The 14,891-nt window shown below is 70.9% G+C and carries 12 protein-coding genes; 4 read left to right on the top strand and 8 right to left on the bottom strand.

The features are described from left to right. Positions 1–122: 122 nt before the first annotated feature. Both EWV39_RS02655 and EWV39_RS02660 read left to right on the top strand, forming a co-directional pair. Positions 123–2,609, top strand: coding sequence for an HAD-IC family P-type ATPase (locus EWV39_RS02655; RefSeq protein ID WP_129656729.1), 2,487 nt, complete (start codon positions 123–125; stop codon positions 2,607–2,609). A gap of 267 nt (positions 2,610–2,876) precedes the next feature. Further along, complete coding sequence (locus EWV39_RS02660) at positions 2,877–5,141, top strand: glucose PTS transporter subunit IIA (RefSeq protein WP_129656730.1); 2,265 nt, start codon at positions 2,877–2,879, stop codon at positions 5,139–5,141. Between the two features lie 212 nt (positions 5,142–5,353). On the opposite strand, the gene EWV39_RS02665 is transcribed toward EWV39_RS02660, so the two are convergent. Then, positions 5,354–5,809 (bottom strand): acyl-CoA thioesterase, encoded by a 456-nt coding sequence (locus tag EWV39_RS02665; protein WP_129656731.1) that lies wholly within the window; start codon positions 5,807–5,809, stop codon positions 5,354–5,356. Between the two features lie 42 nt (positions 5,810–5,851). Then, positions 5,852–7,267, bottom strand: coding sequence for an amino acid permease (locus EWV39_RS02670; protein WP_238147975.1), 1,416 nt, complete (start codon positions 7,265–7,267; stop codon positions 5,852–5,854). Positions 7,268–7,417: 150 nt separating this feature from the next. On the opposite strand from EWV39_RS02670, the gene EWV39_RS02675 reads away from it, so the two are divergent. Further along, positions 7,418–8,278: an MBL fold metallo-hydrolase gene (locus tag EWV39_RS02675; protein ID WP_129656732.1), complete on the top strand. Its 861-nt coding sequence runs from the start codon at positions 7,418–7,420 to the stop codon at positions 8,276–8,278. A 69-nt stretch (positions 8,279–8,347) separates the two neighbouring features. Here EWV39_RS02675 and EWV39_RS02680 read toward each other — a convergent pair whose 3' ends face one another. Then, positions 8,348–9,058 (bottom strand): queuosine precursor transporter, encoded by a 711-nt coding sequence (locus EWV39_RS02680; RefSeq protein WP_129656733.1) that lies wholly within the window; start codon positions 9,056–9,058, stop codon positions 8,348–8,350. A 128-nt stretch (positions 9,059–9,186) separates the two neighbouring features. Here EWV39_RS02680 and EWV39_RS02685 point away from each other — a divergent pair, with 128 nt between their 5' ends. Further along, on the top strand, positions 9,187–10,008 hold the full coding sequence (locus tag EWV39_RS02685) for a hydroxymethylpyrimidine/phosphomethylpyrimidine kinase (RefSeq protein ID WP_129656734.1): 822 nt from the start codon (positions 9,187–9,189) through the stop codon (positions 10,006–10,008). 181 nt (positions 10,009–10,189) lie between these two features. Here the strand turns inward: EWV39_RS02685 and purU are convergent, their stop codons facing one another. The 5 genes from purU to EWV39_RS02710 all read right to left on the bottom strand — a co-directional run bounded on the left by purU (position 10,190) and on the right by EWV39_RS02710 (position 14,823). Beyond that, on the bottom strand, positions 10,190–11,062 hold the full coding sequence (gene purU / locus EWV39_RS02690) for a formyltetrahydrofolate deformylase (protein WP_129656735.1): 873 nt from the start codon (positions 11,060–11,062) through the stop codon (positions 10,190–10,192). A gap of 262 nt (positions 11,063–11,324) precedes the next feature. Beyond that, positions 11,325–11,987 carry a TetR/AcrR family transcriptional regulator gene (locus EWV39_RS02695; RefSeq protein ID WP_129656736.1) on the bottom strand — a complete coding sequence of 221 codons (663 nt, stop codon included), beginning with the start codon at positions 11,985–11,987 and terminating at the stop codon, positions 11,325–11,327. 48 nt (positions 11,988–12,035) lie between these two features. Next, positions 12,036–12,356: a type II toxin-antitoxin system VapB family antitoxin gene (locus tag EWV39_RS02700; protein ID WP_129656737.1), complete on the bottom strand. Its 321-nt coding sequence runs from the start codon at positions 12,354–12,356 to the stop codon at positions 12,036–12,038. Between the two features lie 128 nt (positions 12,357–12,484). Further along, positions 12,485–14,215 (bottom strand): MDR family MFS transporter, encoded by a 1,731-nt coding sequence (locus EWV39_RS02705; RefSeq protein WP_129656738.1) that lies wholly within the window; start codon positions 14,213–14,215, stop codon positions 12,485–12,487. Further along, positions 14,212–14,823, bottom strand: coding sequence for a TetR/AcrR family transcriptional regulator (locus EWV39_RS02710; RefSeq protein WP_165313099.1), 612 nt, complete (start codon positions 14,821–14,823; stop codon positions 14,212–14,214). The genes EWV39_RS02705 and EWV39_RS02710 overlap by 4 nt, the downstream gene beginning before the upstream one ends. Positions 14,824–14,891 lie beyond the last annotated feature (68 nt).

Below are 14,891 nucleotides of genomic sequence, written 5' to 3' on the forward strand. Positions count from 1 at the left end.
GGCCCCGTCCCTCCGGCCACCCCGAGGCGAAGACTACAGCTGGCGCTACTCCACCCCGCCCGGCCTCCCGCCTAAGATGGAGGCGAGCCGACCGCCCACCACCCCCTTCCCGGAGGAGACCCATGCCCGCACGGACCAGGGAGACCGCCGTGGAGCTGGAGGAGATCGACGTCGCAGCCCTCGCCCGCACGGGCCTCACCGAGGCCCAGGTCGCCGAGCGCCGCGAGCTGGGGCTGGCCAACCGGCAGCCCGACACCACCTCGCGCAGCGTGTGGGCCATCGTCAGGACCCACCTGTTCACCCTGTTCAACCTGGTGCTGGGGCTGTGCGCCGTCGTCATCGTCCTGCTGGGGCGCTGGCTGGACCTGCTCTTCTCGCTCGCCGCGCTGAGCAACATCGTCATCGGCTTCGTCCAGGAATTCTCCGCCAAGCGGCAGCTGGACCGCATCGCCCTGCTCCGCCGCGACCCCGCCCGGGTCCTGAGGGACGGGCGCGTCACCGCGGTGCGGCTCGAGGAGATCGTGCTCGACGACGTCCTGGTCCTCTCCCGCGGCGACCAGGTCCCCGCCGACGCGAGGGTCCTCACCGCCGACGGCCTGGACCTCGACGAGTCCCTGCTCACCGGCGAGAACGACCCGGTGGTCAAGCACCCGGGGGACCGGGTCCTCTCCGCCTCCAGCGTGACCGGCGGCTCCGGGCTGGTCCGGGTCACCGCCGTCGGCGAGCGCTCCCACGCCTCCCGCCTGGCCCAGGAGGCCCGGCAGTTCAGCCCGATCTCCTCCGAGCTGCGGGCCGCGCTGGAGAAGGTGGTCCGGTGGATCTCCATCGCGCTGATCCCCATCATCCTCGTGGTCCTCAACGGCCAGATGCAGGCGGTCGGCGGGTGGCGCGCGGCCCTGGAGACCGGGGCGTGGGAGGATGCGCTCGTCGTCGCCGTCTCCTCGGTCGCCTCGATGGTGCCGCAGGGGCTCGCGCTGATGACCACCATCTCCTTCGCCCTCGCGGCGGTGAAGCTCGCCCGGGACGAGGTGCTCATCCAGGAGCAGCCGGCCGTGGAGGTGCTCGCCCGGGTGGACACCGTGTGCTTCGACAAGACCGGCACGCTCACCGAGGGCGGCGTCGCCTTCGACCGCACCTACCCCCTGGACCCCGGCGCCCGGCAGCGGCCGGCGGACGACGACGCCGCGGCCGCCCTGGCCTGGTTCGGCGCGGACCCGCACGCGAACCCCACCGCGGCGGCGCTGTCCGCGGGCTTCCGGCAGACCCCGGACGAGGAGCCGGTGCGCGTGCTTCCCTTCTCCTCGGCCAACCGCTTCTCCGGCGTCGAGTTCCCCGGCACCGGAGCCTGGCTGCTGGGCGCCCCCGAGGTGCTGCTGCCGTCCGGGGGCGAGGCGCTGGAGCGGGCGGGCGAGCTCGCCGCCGCGGGGCACCGGACCATGGTCCTGGCCCACGCGCCGCATCTGATCGTCGGCGAGGACGGGCGCGCCGCCCAGCGGCTGCCCGCCGAGCACGAGCCGCGGCTGCTCATCACCTTCAGCGAGCAGGTCCGGGCGGACGCGGAGGAGACCCTCGCGTTCTTCACCGAGCAGGGCATCGAGCTGAAGGTCTTCTCCGGGGACAACCCCGCCACGGTCGCCGCCGCCGCCCGCCGGGCCGGGATGGAGGCGCGGTCCGGCGCCGTCGACGCCTCGGTGCTGCCCGAGGAGGGCCCGGAGCTGGTCGAGGCGGCCCTGGAGCACAACGTCTTCGGCCGGGTCTCACCGCACCAGAAGAAGAACATGGTGCTGGGGCTGCGGGAGGCCGGGCGCGTGGTCGCGATGACCGGGGACGGCATCAACGACGCGCTGGCGCTCAAGCACGCCGACCTCGGCATCGCCATGGGCAACGCCGCCCCCGCGACCAAGGCCGTCTCGCGCCTGGTGCTCCTGGACGGGAGGTTCTCCCGGCTGCCCTCGGTGATGGCCGAGGGGCGCAAGATCATCGCCAACATCGAGCGGGTCACGCACCTGTTCCTCACCAAGACCAGCTTCGCGGTGCTGATGGGCGTGACGCTGGGCCTGCTGGCCTGGACCTTCCCCTTCCTCCCCCGGCAGTACTCCACCGCGGACCTGCTCATCATCGGCGGGCCCTCCTTCATCCTGACCATGCTGCCCAACAGCCGGCGGTACGTCTCCGGGTTCCTCCGGCGGGCGCTGCACTTCGCGCTGCCGAACGCGGTGGTGGTGACGCTGGGCGTCGTCGGCATCAACCTCTACGCGCACGTCTTCGACCCCACCACCGCCACGACGCAGCAGATCCAGACCACGAGCTTCATCGTCCTGGTGTTGCTGGGCCTCTGGATCCTGTGCGTGGGGTCCAGGCCCCTGACGCGCGCCCGGCTGGGGCTGCTGCTGGCCATGTACGTGCTGCTGGTGCTGGTGCTCAGCGTCCCGTGGTCGTTGCTCTACCACGAGTTCCAGGCGCCCCAGGCGGACCTGCTCTGGACGGCCCTGGTCGTCAGCGCGGCGGGCAGCGCCCTGATCGAGCTGAACTTCCGGCTCCATCAGCGATGGCTGCGGACCCACCAACGGGAGGCCTACGAGGCCGCTTCCCGCGCCGGCCAGGCGTAACCCTCCCCGCCTCTCTTGAAGAGGTTATGACCTGCGAGTAGAGTCGGCGTCGGTCCGGCGACGACGTCGGGCCCCCTGACAGGGTTGTTACTGCATCAGCAGGCAAGACCTGAGCCTCTCCCCCGGGACTCCGACCCGCCGCCCGCCGGCGACGCGGAGGCTTCCGGTGCCTCTACGCGCCCGTCGGGCCTGCAGCCGGGAGCGGCTCGGGTCTTTCGCGTTTAACGGGCGGTCCCACCGGACCGCCGGAGCAGCGAGGAGTTGCACGTGGATTATCGGAAGACGGCGGAGTCCGTCCTGGAGGGCCTGGGTGGGGCCGAGAACGTCGACTACTTCACCCATTGCGCGACCCGCCTGAGGGTCACCCTCCACGACAAGGGCGAGGTGGACAAGCCCGCCATCGAGAAGACCGAGGGCGTCCTCTCGGTGATCGAGCAGTCCGGGCAGACGCAGGTGGTGATCGGCAACGAGGTCGCCAGCGTCTACGACGAGATGACCAGGCTGCCCGGCATGGACCCCGAGACCCGCGGGGAGGGCGCCCAGCGCTCCGACGACGCCGGGGACGGCGGCGATGAGAAGAAGGCCGGCGTCATCACCCGGATGTTCGACGTCCTCTCGGACTCGTTCCGCCCCGTCCTCTGGGCGCTGCTGGGCTCCTCCATGATCCTGACGCTGATCGTCCTGCTGCAGCAGCTGGGCGTCTTCGGCCAGTACACCAACTTCGCGGGCGAGACGGTCAACGTCGACCTCGTCAACGGCCCGAGCCTGAGCGACGACGCCGCGAGCTCCGACCTGCTCAACCAGTGGCGCGCGCAGTTCCCGTTCTGGTTCATCATCCTCGGCGCCGCGATGTCCGTCCTGAACTTCATGCCGATTCTCATCGGCGCGACGGCGGCCAAGCGGCTGGGCGCCAACATGTGGGTCGGCGCCGCGATCCCGGCGGCGCTGATGACCAGCGCCTTCACCGGCCTCAACGAGATCGCCGACGGCAACGGGATGATCCCGCTGTTCTCGATCGGCGGCTGGGACGTCCCGCTGTACATGTTCGACTACACCGGGCAGATCTTCCCGCCGCTGTTCGCCGTCGCCCTGCTGGCCCCGCTCGAGCGGTTGCTCAAGCGGATCATCCCGAACATGCTGCACATGGTCTTCGTGCCGATGATCTCGCTGCTCATCATGGTGCCGCTGACCGCGCTGGTCATCGGGCCGATCGGCGTGAACCTCGGCCTGGGGATCTCCGAGATCTTCCAGTGGCTCAACGACATCAACCCGGCGATCGTGGGCGTCGTCGTCGCCGGCGCGTACCTGTTCATGGTCCCGCTGGGGCTGCACTGGCCGCTGAACGCCGTGATGATCTCCAACCTCTCCACCCTGGGCTACGACTTCATCCAGTCGCCCATGGCGGCGTACAACTTCGCCGTGTTCGGCGTGGTGACCGGCGTGGCCATCCGCGCGGCGCGGGACAAGGAGCTGCGGCAGGTGGCCACGGGTGCCGCGATCTCGGGCCTGGTGGGCGGCATCTCCGAGCCGTCCCTGTACGGCGTCGTGCTCCGGTACAAGCGGGTGTTCCCGCTGATCCTGGTGCCGGCGATGATCGCGGGCGGACTGATCTCCTGGATGGGGGTCCGCTCCTACGCCTTCGCCTTCACCTCGCTGCTGTCCATCCCGGCGATGCAGCCGATCCCGCTGTTCGTGATCGGCCTGGCCGTGGCCTTCGGCGGCGGCCTGGTGGGCGTGCTCGTCTTCGGCTTCCGCTCGCGGGAGCAGCGGGAGGCCGACCTGGCCAAGCAGAACCTCGCCCCCGACGCCGTGCCGACCGAGGAGAACGCCCCGGACCTGGTGGGTGCCGGAGTGAGCGCCGGAGCCGGGTCCGCGGCGGACGGTGAGGCCGCCCCGGCGGGCTCCTCGGGCGGGTCCGGGACCGGCCTGGCGGCCGCTCCGGTCTCCTCCGCCCCCTCCGCGCCCTGGGCGGCGTCGGGGGACGACGCCGCCGGTGCCGGGGAGGGCCCCGCGGGCACCGCTGAGGGCCCCGCGAGCGGCACCGCCGCCTCGGGCTCCCCCGAGGCTTCCGAGGCCGCCGAGATCACGGTCGGCTCGCCGCTGAGCGGCCGGGCCGTGCCCCTCTCCGAGGTCCCCGATCCCATCTTCGCCGCGGGCAAGCTGGGGCAGGGCGTGGCGATCGAGCCCTCCGAGGGCGTCGTGAGCGCCCCCGGCGCCGGCAAGGTCATCGCGACCCCGGCCTCGGGCCACGCGATCGGGCTCCGGCTCGACTCCGGCGTCGAGCTGCTGATCCACGTCGGCATCGACACGGTGAACATGCGCGGCGAGGGGTTCGAGGTGGCGGTCTCCAAGGGCGACCGCGTCGAGGCCGGGCAGAGGCTGCTGGCCTTCGACGCCGCCGCGATCCGGGAGGCCGGCTACCCGACGATCACGCCGGTCCTGGTCACCAACACCCCCAAGTTCGCCGCCGTGGAGGGCCTGCCGGCCGACGCCGTGCAGCCGGGCGACGAGGTGATCTCGATCCGCCGGTGACGGGGGTCCCGGGGCGTCCGCGGACGGGGCGCCCCGGCTCGCCGTCCGAGGGCCTCCCGGTTCCACCGTCCGAGGACGTCCCGGGTCACCGTCCGGAGATCTCCCGCCCCCGGGCCTCCTCGGGGCTCCCGGCGGCACCACCCCGCACAGACGCCGCGGCCCCGGTCCCGACCCTCGCAGGGTCGGGACCGGGGCCGTGCGCGTACGCGCCCTCAGGCGCCGCGGACGTAGCCGCGCAGCAGCTCCCGCTGCTCGGCCGAGATCCGCAGCAGGCGCCCGCTGGGCTCGTGGAAGAAGGCCAGGACCGTGCTGGCCTCGGCGCACAGCCGGCCGTCGACGCCGTCGCGGATCGCGTACCCCACGGTCAGGCTGGCCGCGGCCACCTTCTCGACCCAGATCTCGACGCGGGCCGGGACCGTCCGGTAGGCGAGCGGCGAGCGGTACTTCACGTGGTTCTCCGCGACGAGTGCTTGAGTCCCCTCCGGAAGCTCGGTGAACACCGGGACGGGTGCCTCGAACCCGGCCTCGCCGGTGCCCGCCGGGGGCCCGAAGGCCGCGACGCGCGCCTCCTCCATGATCCGCACGACCTGGACGTTGTTGACGTGCCCGTAGGCGTCCATGTCGCCCCAGCGCAGGGGGACGTCGATGACGAGGGTCTCAGAGCTCATGGGACCACCCTACCCACCGGCCGCCGACGAGGGCCGGGCGGCTCAGGCCTCGACCCGCGTCGCCCGGTCCGCCTCCTCGAAGGCCTCCCGGTCCCCCGTCACGTGACGTCGCACGACCGCGAAGTACAGCACCGTGAGCACCACGAAGTACGCCACGCCCACCAGCCCGGCCATCCGCATGTCGTCGAGGACGAAGACGGTGGAGAACACCGAGACCAGCCCCGCCATGCCCAGGATCGCCATCGGTACGCCGCCGATCAGCCGGAAGCTGCTCGAGGCGCCCTCGCGCCGCCGGTAGAAGACGTATGCCAGCAGGATCATGAACCAGACGACCAGGACGCAGCTGGTGATCAGCGCGACCATCAGGACGAACACGTTGGAGATCCCCGAGGCCGCCAGGATCACGACCAGCAGGATGCCGACGCTGGAGCCGACCAGCGCCCGCACCGGGATGCCGGTGGCGCTGGTCCGGCGGAACCCGCGCGGGGCCATGCCCTGGTAGGACAGCGAGTGCAGCAGGCGGGTGCCGGCATAGACGTTGGCGTTGGCCGCCGAGAGCGCCGCCACCAGGACGATGAAGTTCAGGATCGCCGCGGCCGCGGGGATGCCCGCCTCGGAGAAGACCAGCACGAAGGGGCTGGTGGCCAGCTCGCCGGACTCGGCCGCCGCCGACCACGGCATGAGCGACATGACCACGAACAGCGCCAGGACGTAGAAAGTGGCCAGGCGCCAGATGGTGGCCTTCCCCGCCGCGCGCACCGAGCGGACCGGGTCCTTGGCCTCGGCCGCGGAGATGGAGATCAGCTCGACGCCGCCGAAGGAGAACATCACCAGCGCCATCGCCAGCCACACCGAGGAGACGCCGTTGGGCATGAAGCCGTGCTCGGTCAGGTGCCCCACGCCCTCCGCGGGGTGGTTCGGCAGTCCGAAGAAGATGAGGATCAGGCCGATGAGGATGAACGCGATCACCGCGAAGACCTTGATCCCGGAGAGGAAGAACTCGACGACGCCGAAGGACTTCACGCTGAACGCGTTGAGCAGGATGATCCCGACGCCGAAGGCGGCGATGCCCCACCACATCGGCAGCTCGGGCCACCAGTACCGCAGATAGGTCGAGACCGCGACGAGCTCGGCCCCGGCGACGCACACGGTGGTCGCCCAGTATGCCCAGCGGGTGATGTATCCGCCGAAGGCGCCGAGGAACCGCCCGGCCATGGTCCCGAACCCGCCCCGCACGGGGTACTTGACCGCCATCTCGCCGGCGGCGCAGGCGATGATGGCGGCGATCAGGGAGCCCAGCGCGTAGCAGACGATCACGGCGGGCCCCGCCACGCTGATCGCGGCCCCGGAGCCCAGGAAGAGGCCGGTGCCGAGGGCCGAGCCGAGGGCGATCATCGTCATCTGCTCGTGCGAGAGCGAGCGGGCCAGCGCGCCCGCCGGCTTGTGTTGCTGAACCATGAGGCGGCGATGCCTTTCATCGAGGAGCCCGGCGCCCTCCGGGGCCGGCGCTGAAGCGTTGTGACGGCAGAGGTCGCCGGTGGACCGGGACTCGCCGCAGATACCCACTCTAAACGCTGAACGCCCCGCACCGTGTGGTGAACTAGTGGGATGAGTGCATCCGCCAGTTCCGACGCTCACCTCGCCGCACCTCGCGCCTGGGTGCGCACGAGCCAGCACACCGCCTACCTGACCGTGGACAACCCCGGCGCCATGACCCTGGAGGGGACCAACACCTACGTGGTCGGCGCGCTCGGGGAGCACTGGCCCCCCGCCGAGGGGGCGGAGCGGCCCCGCGTCGTCGTGGTGGATCCGGGGCCCGACGACGCCGCCCACGCCGACGCCCTGGCCCAGGCCGGCGACGTCGTGCTCATCCTGCTGACCCACCGCCACCGGGACCACACGGGCAACGCGGGCCGGCTGAGCGAGCTGACCGGCGCACCGGTCCGGGCCTGGACCGCCGACCTCTCGATCGACGCCGAGCCCCTCGAGGACGGCGAGGTCGTCTCAGCCGCCGAGGTGGAGATCTTCGCCCTGCACTGCCCCGGGCACACCTCGGACTCGGTGTGCCTGCGCGTGGACGAGGACTCGGTGATCCTCACCGGCGACACCGTGCCCGGCCGCGGCACCACGATGCTCGACTACCCGGACGGCGACCTGGAGGACTACCTGGACAGCCTGCGCGAGCTCATGGAGCACCGCGACCTCGTGGTGCTGCCGGCCCACGGACCGGCCGGGGAGAGCCTGCACGAGGCCTGCGACCGGCTCCTGGACCACCGGCTCACCCGCATCCACGAGCTGCGGCAGCGGCTCAAGGCCACCGAGGACGACATCGCCCCCTCCGCCGGCGCGCTGGCCGAGAGCGTCTACGGCGACGTGCCCGACGCCGTCCGGGATTCCGCCCTGAAGACGCTCAAGGCCCAGCTGGCCTACCTCGTCGACATCGGCGAGATCGCCGGCTTCACCGACTGACCGCCGCCGGATCCGTCCGCGAACGGCCGGCGTCGCGCCCCTCGGAGTCGGCTCCGCCCCGCTGTGGCGTCACCGGCTGACGGCCACCGCCTCCTCGGGCTGCGGGTAGGTCGGCTCGTGCCGCTTGAACCAGCGGATGGCCGGGTAGGTGACGGGCAGCAGCACGACCTCGATCAGGCACTTGTACAGGTAGCCCACCAGCAGGTAGTTGACGAACTCCCCGGCCTGGGTGATGCCCAGGATCGGCGCGGCGACGGCGCAGAAGATCAGCGTGTCCGCGAACTCGCCCACCAGGGTGGAGCCGATCAGCCGCGCCCACATGTGCTTCTCCCGGGTGGCCCGCTTGATCAGGCCCATGATCCAGGCGTTGAGCAGCTGCCCCACGAGGAAGCCCGCGAGCGAGCCGGCGACGATCCGGGGCACCGGCCCGAGCACCGTCTCGAAGGCCGACTGGTTCTCGTAGAACTCCGCCGCCGGCAGGGCGATGATGATCCAGAAGCACACGCTGGCGAAGGCGCCGGCGCAGAAGCTGGTGACGATCGCCCGCCGCGCGGCGCGGAAGCCGTAGACCTCGGTGACGACGTCGCCCAGCACGTAGGCCAGCGGGAAGAGGAAGAAGCCCCCGTCGGTGATGACCGGGCCGAAGGAGACGCCCTTGGTCGCGCCGATGTTGGAGAGGATCAGCAGCACGCAGTACGCGGCGACCAGCAGGTCGAAGTAGGTCTTGGGGCGGCGGGCGTACCGGGGTTCCGGGTGGGCTTGCACGAGGCTCTCACTCATTTTCGCGTCGTCGGGGAGACCGTCCCGGGCACGCTGCGCCGGTCCGGGGTTCTCAGTGATCGCGGCGCACGGCGCCGCGCGGCCCGCCTGCCATCCGGGCCCTGAAAAGTGTACCGCCTGAGACCATAATGGGGAGTATGACTACTACGACATCCACCCCCGTCGCGATGACCATCGCCGGCTCCGAGGCCACCGGAGGAGCGGGCGCCCAGGCCGACCTGAAGACCTTCCAGGCCCTCGGCGTCTACGGCTGCCTCTCCCTGACCTGCATCGTCGCCTTCGACCCGAAGAACGGCTGGGCGCACCGGCTCACCCCCGTCGACCAGCAGACCCTGGCCGACCAGCTGGAGGTCAACACCACCGCCTACGACCTGGACGCGGTCAAGATCGGCATGCTCGGCTCCCCCGCGACCATCGAGACCGTCGCCGGGGTCCTCGCCGAGCAGAAGCCGAGGAACCTGGTGCTGGACCCCGTGCTGATCTGCAAGGGCCAGGAGCCGGGCGCCGCCCTGGACACCGACGAGGCCCTGAAGGCCAGGATCCTGCCGCTCGCCGACTTCATCACCCCCAACCACTTCGAGTCCCTCTCCCTGTCCGGCATGGAGGAGATCTCCACGGTCGCGCAGCTGGAGCAGGCCGCGCGCCGGATCCACGAGGTCTCCGGCGCGGCGGTGCTGGCCAAGGGCGGGGTGCGCCTGGACGGCCCGGACGCCGTCGACGTGTTCTACGACGGCCAGACGCTGGAGGTGCTGAGCGCGCCCAAGATCGGCGAGGTCGCGGTCGCGGGGGCGGGCTGCTCGCTCGCCGCGGCGGTCACGGCCGAGCTCGCCAAGGGGGCGACGCCGCTCGAGGCCGCCCGCACCGCCAAGGACTTCGTCACCGAGGGCATCCGGGCCCGGATCTCCTCGCACGCGCCCTTCGACTCGCTCCGCCAGGTCAACCGGGGCTGATCGCCGCCGGGCCGTGACGGACGGCTGAGGCCGCCGGCCGCCCCCTCCCGGGGCGTCGGCGGCCTCAGGGTCTCGCCGTTTCAGGACCTCGAGGCCCGGCCCTCGGGGTTCGGCGCCTCAGTGCCCCTGGTCCCCAGAACCTCAGGGCCTCAGGGCCTCAGGGCCTCAGGGCCTCAGGGCCTCAGAAGACGATCGCGTGGTTCCCGTGCCGGAAGACGCGGTCCTCCGCGTGGGCCTGGACCGCCCGGGAGAGCACCGCGCGCTCGACGTAGGCCCCCCGCTCCTGCAGGTCCACGGGCGAGTACGTGTGGTTCACGCGGGTGACGTCCTGCTCGATGATCGGGCCGGCGTCGAGCTCCGGCGTCACGTAGTGGGCGGTGGCCCCGATGAGCTTGACGCCGCGCTCCCAGGCCTTGCGGTACGGCCCGGCGCCGATGAAGGCCGGCAGGAACGAGTGGTGGATGTTGATGACCGGGACGTCGATCCGCCGCAGGAAGTCCTCGGAGAGGATCTGCATGTAGCGCGCGAGCACCACGAAGTCAGCCTCCCCGTCGACCAGCTCCAGGATCCGGGCCTCGGCCTCCGACTTGTCCGGGCCCTGCGAGGGGACGTGGTGGAACGGCACGCCGAAGTACTCGACCTCCTCGCGCAGGTCCGGGTGGTTGGAGATGACCATGGGGATCTCCACCGGCAGCTCGCCGCGCTGCTGGAGCCAGAGCAGCTCCAGGAGGCAGTGGTCCGACTTCGGGGCCAGGATCGCCATGCGTTTGGGCGCCGAGCGGTCGATGAGCTTCCACTCCAGGCCCGCCGAGTCCAGCGTCGTCGCCAGGTCCTCCCGCATCTGCTCCATCGATCCGGAGAAGCCCTCCTTGTGGAAGACGGTGCGCTGGTAGAACGTGGCGTCCTCGCCGATGCTCGTGAACTGGTCGTTCTGCATGATGTTCCCGCCGTTGCGGGCGATGGCGGCGCTCACCGTCGCCACGAGGCCCGGCCGGTCGGGGCCCTGGACCACGAGGCAGCCCTGGTCGTTCAGCTCGTCGATGAGAGTGGTCAATCTTTTCTCCGTACTGTTCCGGGATCGGGGGCTCGGCGGCAGGGCCGACGCCGGGCCGCGTCGTCCCCGCACCGGCTCCACTATATTGACTCCCGGCGCGCAGCGGCGCATCGCCCCCGATCCGGCCGGAGGCAGAACGGCTCACGACGACGCCGCCCCACCCGGCGACGAGCCGGACCTGCCGGACGTCCCGAGCCAGAGCCCGGGTGCGACGAGCCGGGCTCCCGGAACGGGCCCAGGGGGGGCGACCGCAACGGTCCCGCTACGAGGCGACCGACTCCAGCCGGGGGCGCGCGTACGCCGGCACCGCGTGGCCCTCCTGGTCGAACTGCGCCCCCAGCCCGCGCTGGATGAACGTGACGATCTGCTCGATCCGGGCCGATCGGGTGTCCCCGTCCTCGAGGCGCCCGCGGTCGGTCGCGGAGCTGAGGGAGCCGTGCACCAGGCGGGCCAGCTCGCCGATCTCCGCCTCCGGCAGGTAACCCTGCTCGATCGCGGACCGCAGGATCTGCGCCAGGACCGCCTGGAGCTCGCCCACGTGGTGGCCCAGCTTCTCGAAGGACTCCGGGGAGAGGACGGAGCGCATGGTCGGCCCCGGGGGCAGGTGCCGGCGGGACATGTCCTCGATCTGCAGGCGCACGTAGACGGCCAGCTGGTCCACGGGGTTGGTGACGGCGGCGAGCTCGGTGCGGAGGTCGCCGATGAACCGCTCCGTCTCGTCCAGGGCGTAGGCGACGAGGAGCTCGCCCATGTCGGCGAAGTAGTTGTACACGGCGGTGCGGCCGATGCCGGCGTTCTTGGCCACGTGGGTCATGGTCAGGCCGGTCAGGCCGCGCGTGTAGAGGAGGTCGCCGAAGGAGCGCAGGATCGCGTTCTTGGTGTTCTCCCGCTGCGCGGCGTTGGAGGAAGCGGTGATACGGGGCATGCCGACAGTATACGCCCGGGTGTCACCAAAACAGAAGAGGGGCTCGCATCACCCCCGGTCAGCGACCTCCGCGCCGTCCATGTCGAGCACCCGGGCGTACATGACCTGCCGGCGCTGCAGGGCGCTGCGCAGGGCCCGGTGCACCCCCTCCTCGAGGTACAGCTGGCCGTTCCAGCGCACCACGTGCGGGAACAGGTCCCCGTAGAAGGTCGAGTCGTCGTGGAGCAGCGTCGAGAGGTCCAGCATGCGCTGCGTCGTGATCAGGTGGTCGAGCCGGACCTGCTGCGGGGCGATCACGCCCCAGTCCCTGGGGGTCCTGCAGCCGTGCTCGGGATAAGGTCGGGCCTCTCCCACCGCCTTGAAGATCATGGCCCCATCCTACGGCCAGCCCGGCCGATCCTGCAGGGAGCACGACGGCGCCGGGGCCGATCCTCGAGGATCGGCCCCGGCGCCGTCGCATCCGCACAGGGCGAGGGGAGGAGGCTCCGGACGGAGACTCAGCGGGTCGGCATCATCGTCCCGGTCTCCGGAAGGGGGATCTCGCCGGTGTTCGGGGAGCGGTCCTCGAGGTCCCCGTCGCGATCCTCCCGAGAGCGGTCCCCGGCCGAGGCCGAGGTCTTGCCGGACTCGCCGACGCTGGTGGCCAGCGCCTTCTCGACGATGAACATCAGCAGCAGCGCGGCCAGCACGCCCAGCGGCATGATCCACAGGAAGATCGGCGTGAGGGCCTCGTTGTAGGAGTCCACGATGATGTCGTGGATCGGGCCCGGGAGGCCGTTGACCAGCTCGGGCGTCAGCGAGTTGGCGCCGCCGCTGCCGGCCATCGCCTCCACCGGCAGCCGGTCCTGCAGGAACGTGGTGAGCCGGGAGGTGAACAGACCGCCGACCAGGGCCGAGCCGATCGTCGCGCCGACCTGGCGGAAGAAGTTGCTCGACGCCGTCGCCGTCCCGACCATGCTGATCGGGAAGGAGTTCTGCACGATCAGCGTCAGCAGCTGCATCGACATGCCCAGGCCCAGGCCGATCAGCGCCAGGCAGAGGCAGATCTCCCAGGTCGGGGTGTCCACCTGGATCCTGGAGAGGAAGAACAGCCCGGCCGCGATGAACAGCGAGCCCACCACGGTGAAGACCTTGTAGCGCCCCCGCTTGGAGACCACGGCGCCGATGGTGACCGAGGTGATGAGCATGGTGCCCATCATCGGGATCATCAGCAGGCCGGCCTGGGTCGCGGTGACGCCCAGGACCATCTGCATGTAGGTCGGCATGTAGCCGATGGCGCCGAACATCGCGATGCCCATGCACAGGCTGGCGACGGTGGTCAGGTTGAAGTTGCGGTCCTTGAACAGCTTGAGCGGCATGACCGGCTCCGCGACCTTCGACTCCACCGGGATGAAGACGGCGACGGCGACCACGGTCGCGATCAGCAGGCCGATGATGGTCGGGGAGGCCCAGTCGTACTGGTTGCCTCCCCAGGTCATGGCCAGCACCAGGCAGGCGGTGGCCGCGGCCAGCAGCGCCATGCCGATCACGTCGATCTTGCTGCGCTCCTGGCGCACGGGCCGGTTGGTGTGCGGGATCAGGAAGATCGCGGCGAACAGGGCCAGCGCGGCCAGCGGGAGGTTCATCCAGAAGCCCCAGCGCCAGCCGGGACCCTCCGTGAGCCAGCCGCCCAGCAGCGGGCCGGCGACCGAGGAGAACGCGAAGACGCCCATCAGGGCGCCCATGTACTTGCCGCGCTCACGCGCGGGGATGACGTCGGCGATGACCGCCTGGGAGAGGATCATGAGGCCGCCGCCGCCGAGGCCCTGCAGGCCGCGGGAGATGATCAGCGTCGTCATGTCCTGGGCGATGGCGCCGGTCAGGGAGCCCGCCGCGAAGGCCACGATCGAGAAGATCAGCAGCGGCTTGCGCCCCCAGAGGTCCCCGAGCTTGCCGTAGACCGGCATCATGATCGTGGAGACCAGGATGAACGCGGTCATCACCCAGCTCATGTGCTCGACGCCGTTGAGCTCGCCCACGATGGTGGGCAGCGACGGCGAGAGCACCGTCTGGTTCAGCGAGGACATGAGCATGATGATCATCAGGCCGATGAACAGCAGCAGGATGTTGGTGTGCGATGCCTCGCCCGCGTGGTGCGAGGAGGAGTGCGCCTGCGCCGCGGAGGCGCCGGGTTGTTCCGTGGCGGAACCGCCGCGCCGCGAATGGCGCGGTGTGTATTGAGTGCTCATCGAGCCTCCTTAACGATGTGTGCGAAGAGTGTGACGGTGTCGCCGATGGCGGAGTCGAGCTCCGCCGTGGAGAGTTCGGCGCCGAACCTGATGTGACGCAGGACCGCCGCCGCCATGAGGACGGTGGCGCGGACCCGCTCGGTCTGATGCTCGTCGGGGGCGCCCTCCTCGCCCTCGCGGCGGACCAGGCGACCGGTGGACTCGTAGACCCCCCAGTCCATGGCCAGCAGGAAGTCCTGGAGCTCGTGCTCGCACCGGAGCATGTGGATCTTCATGCGCTGCCGCAGCTCCGGGTGCTCCCGGAAGACCTCCCCGTCCAGCGTCCAGCTGTGGTGGGAGAGCGAGTCCCGCAGCACGCGCATGAGGATGTGGGCGGCGTAGGCGAGCAGGTTGCCGTCCTCCCGTTCCCGGACGGACTCGAGGACCTCCTCGCTCATCATGGGCGTGCGCAGCCCGATGATGGCGTCCTCCTTGGCGGAGAAGTAGTTGAAGAAGGTCCGCGGAGAGACGCCTGCCCGCTCCGCGATCAGCTCCGCGGTGGTCTGCTTGATCCCGTTCTTCCGAGCCAGCTCCGAGGCCGCCGCGTGAATCGCGTCCCACGTGCGCACACGACGGCGCTCCCGTAACGACGGTTCACAAGTTTGCATGGCTATATGTTATGCAGTTGTGCACTCTT

It is taken from the genome of Rothia halotolerans (genome assembly GCF_004136635.1).
Taxonomy (GTDB): Bacteria; Actinomycetota; Actinomycetes; order Actinomycetales; family Micrococcaceae; genus Rothia; species Rothia halotolerans.

Bases quoted from the DNA above. Each gene is read 5' to 3' on its own strand.
- EWV39_RS02655 (WP_129656729.1), top strand. From the start codon at position 123: ATGCCCGCACGGACCAGGGAGACCGCCGTGGAGCTGGAGGAGATCGAC.
- EWV39_RS02670 (WP_238147975.1), bottom strand. From the start codon at position 7,267: ATGGTTCAGCAACACAAGCCGGCGGGCGCGCTGGCCCGCTCGCTCTCG.
- EWV39_RS02680 (WP_129656733.1), bottom strand. From the start codon at position 9,058: ATGAGTGAGAGCCTCGTGCAAGCCCACCCGGAACCCCGGTACGCCCGC.
- EWV39_RS02685 (WP_129656734.1), top strand. From the start codon at position 9,187: ATGGGGAGTATGACTACTACGACATCCACCCCCGTCGCGATGACCATC.
- EWV39_RS02695 (WP_129656736.1), bottom strand. From the start codon at position 11,987: ATGCCCCGTATCACCGCTTCCTCCAACGCCGCGCAGCGGGAGAACACC.
- EWV39_RS02665 (WP_129656731.1), bottom strand. From the start codon at position 5,809: ATGAGCTCTGAGACCCTCGTCATCGACGTCCCCCTGCGCTGGGGCGAC.
- EWV39_RS02675 (WP_129656732.1), top strand. From the start codon at position 7,418: ATGAGTGCATCCGCCAGTTCCGACGCTCACCTCGCCGCACCTCGCGCC.
- EWV39_RS02705 (WP_129656738.1), bottom strand. From the start codon at position 14,215: ATGAGCACTCAATACACACCGCGCCATTCGCGGCGCGGCGGTTCCGCC.
- EWV39_RS02700 (WP_129656737.1), bottom strand. From the start codon at position 12,356: ATGATCTTCAAGGCGGTGGGAGAGGCCCGACCTTATCCCGAGCACGGC.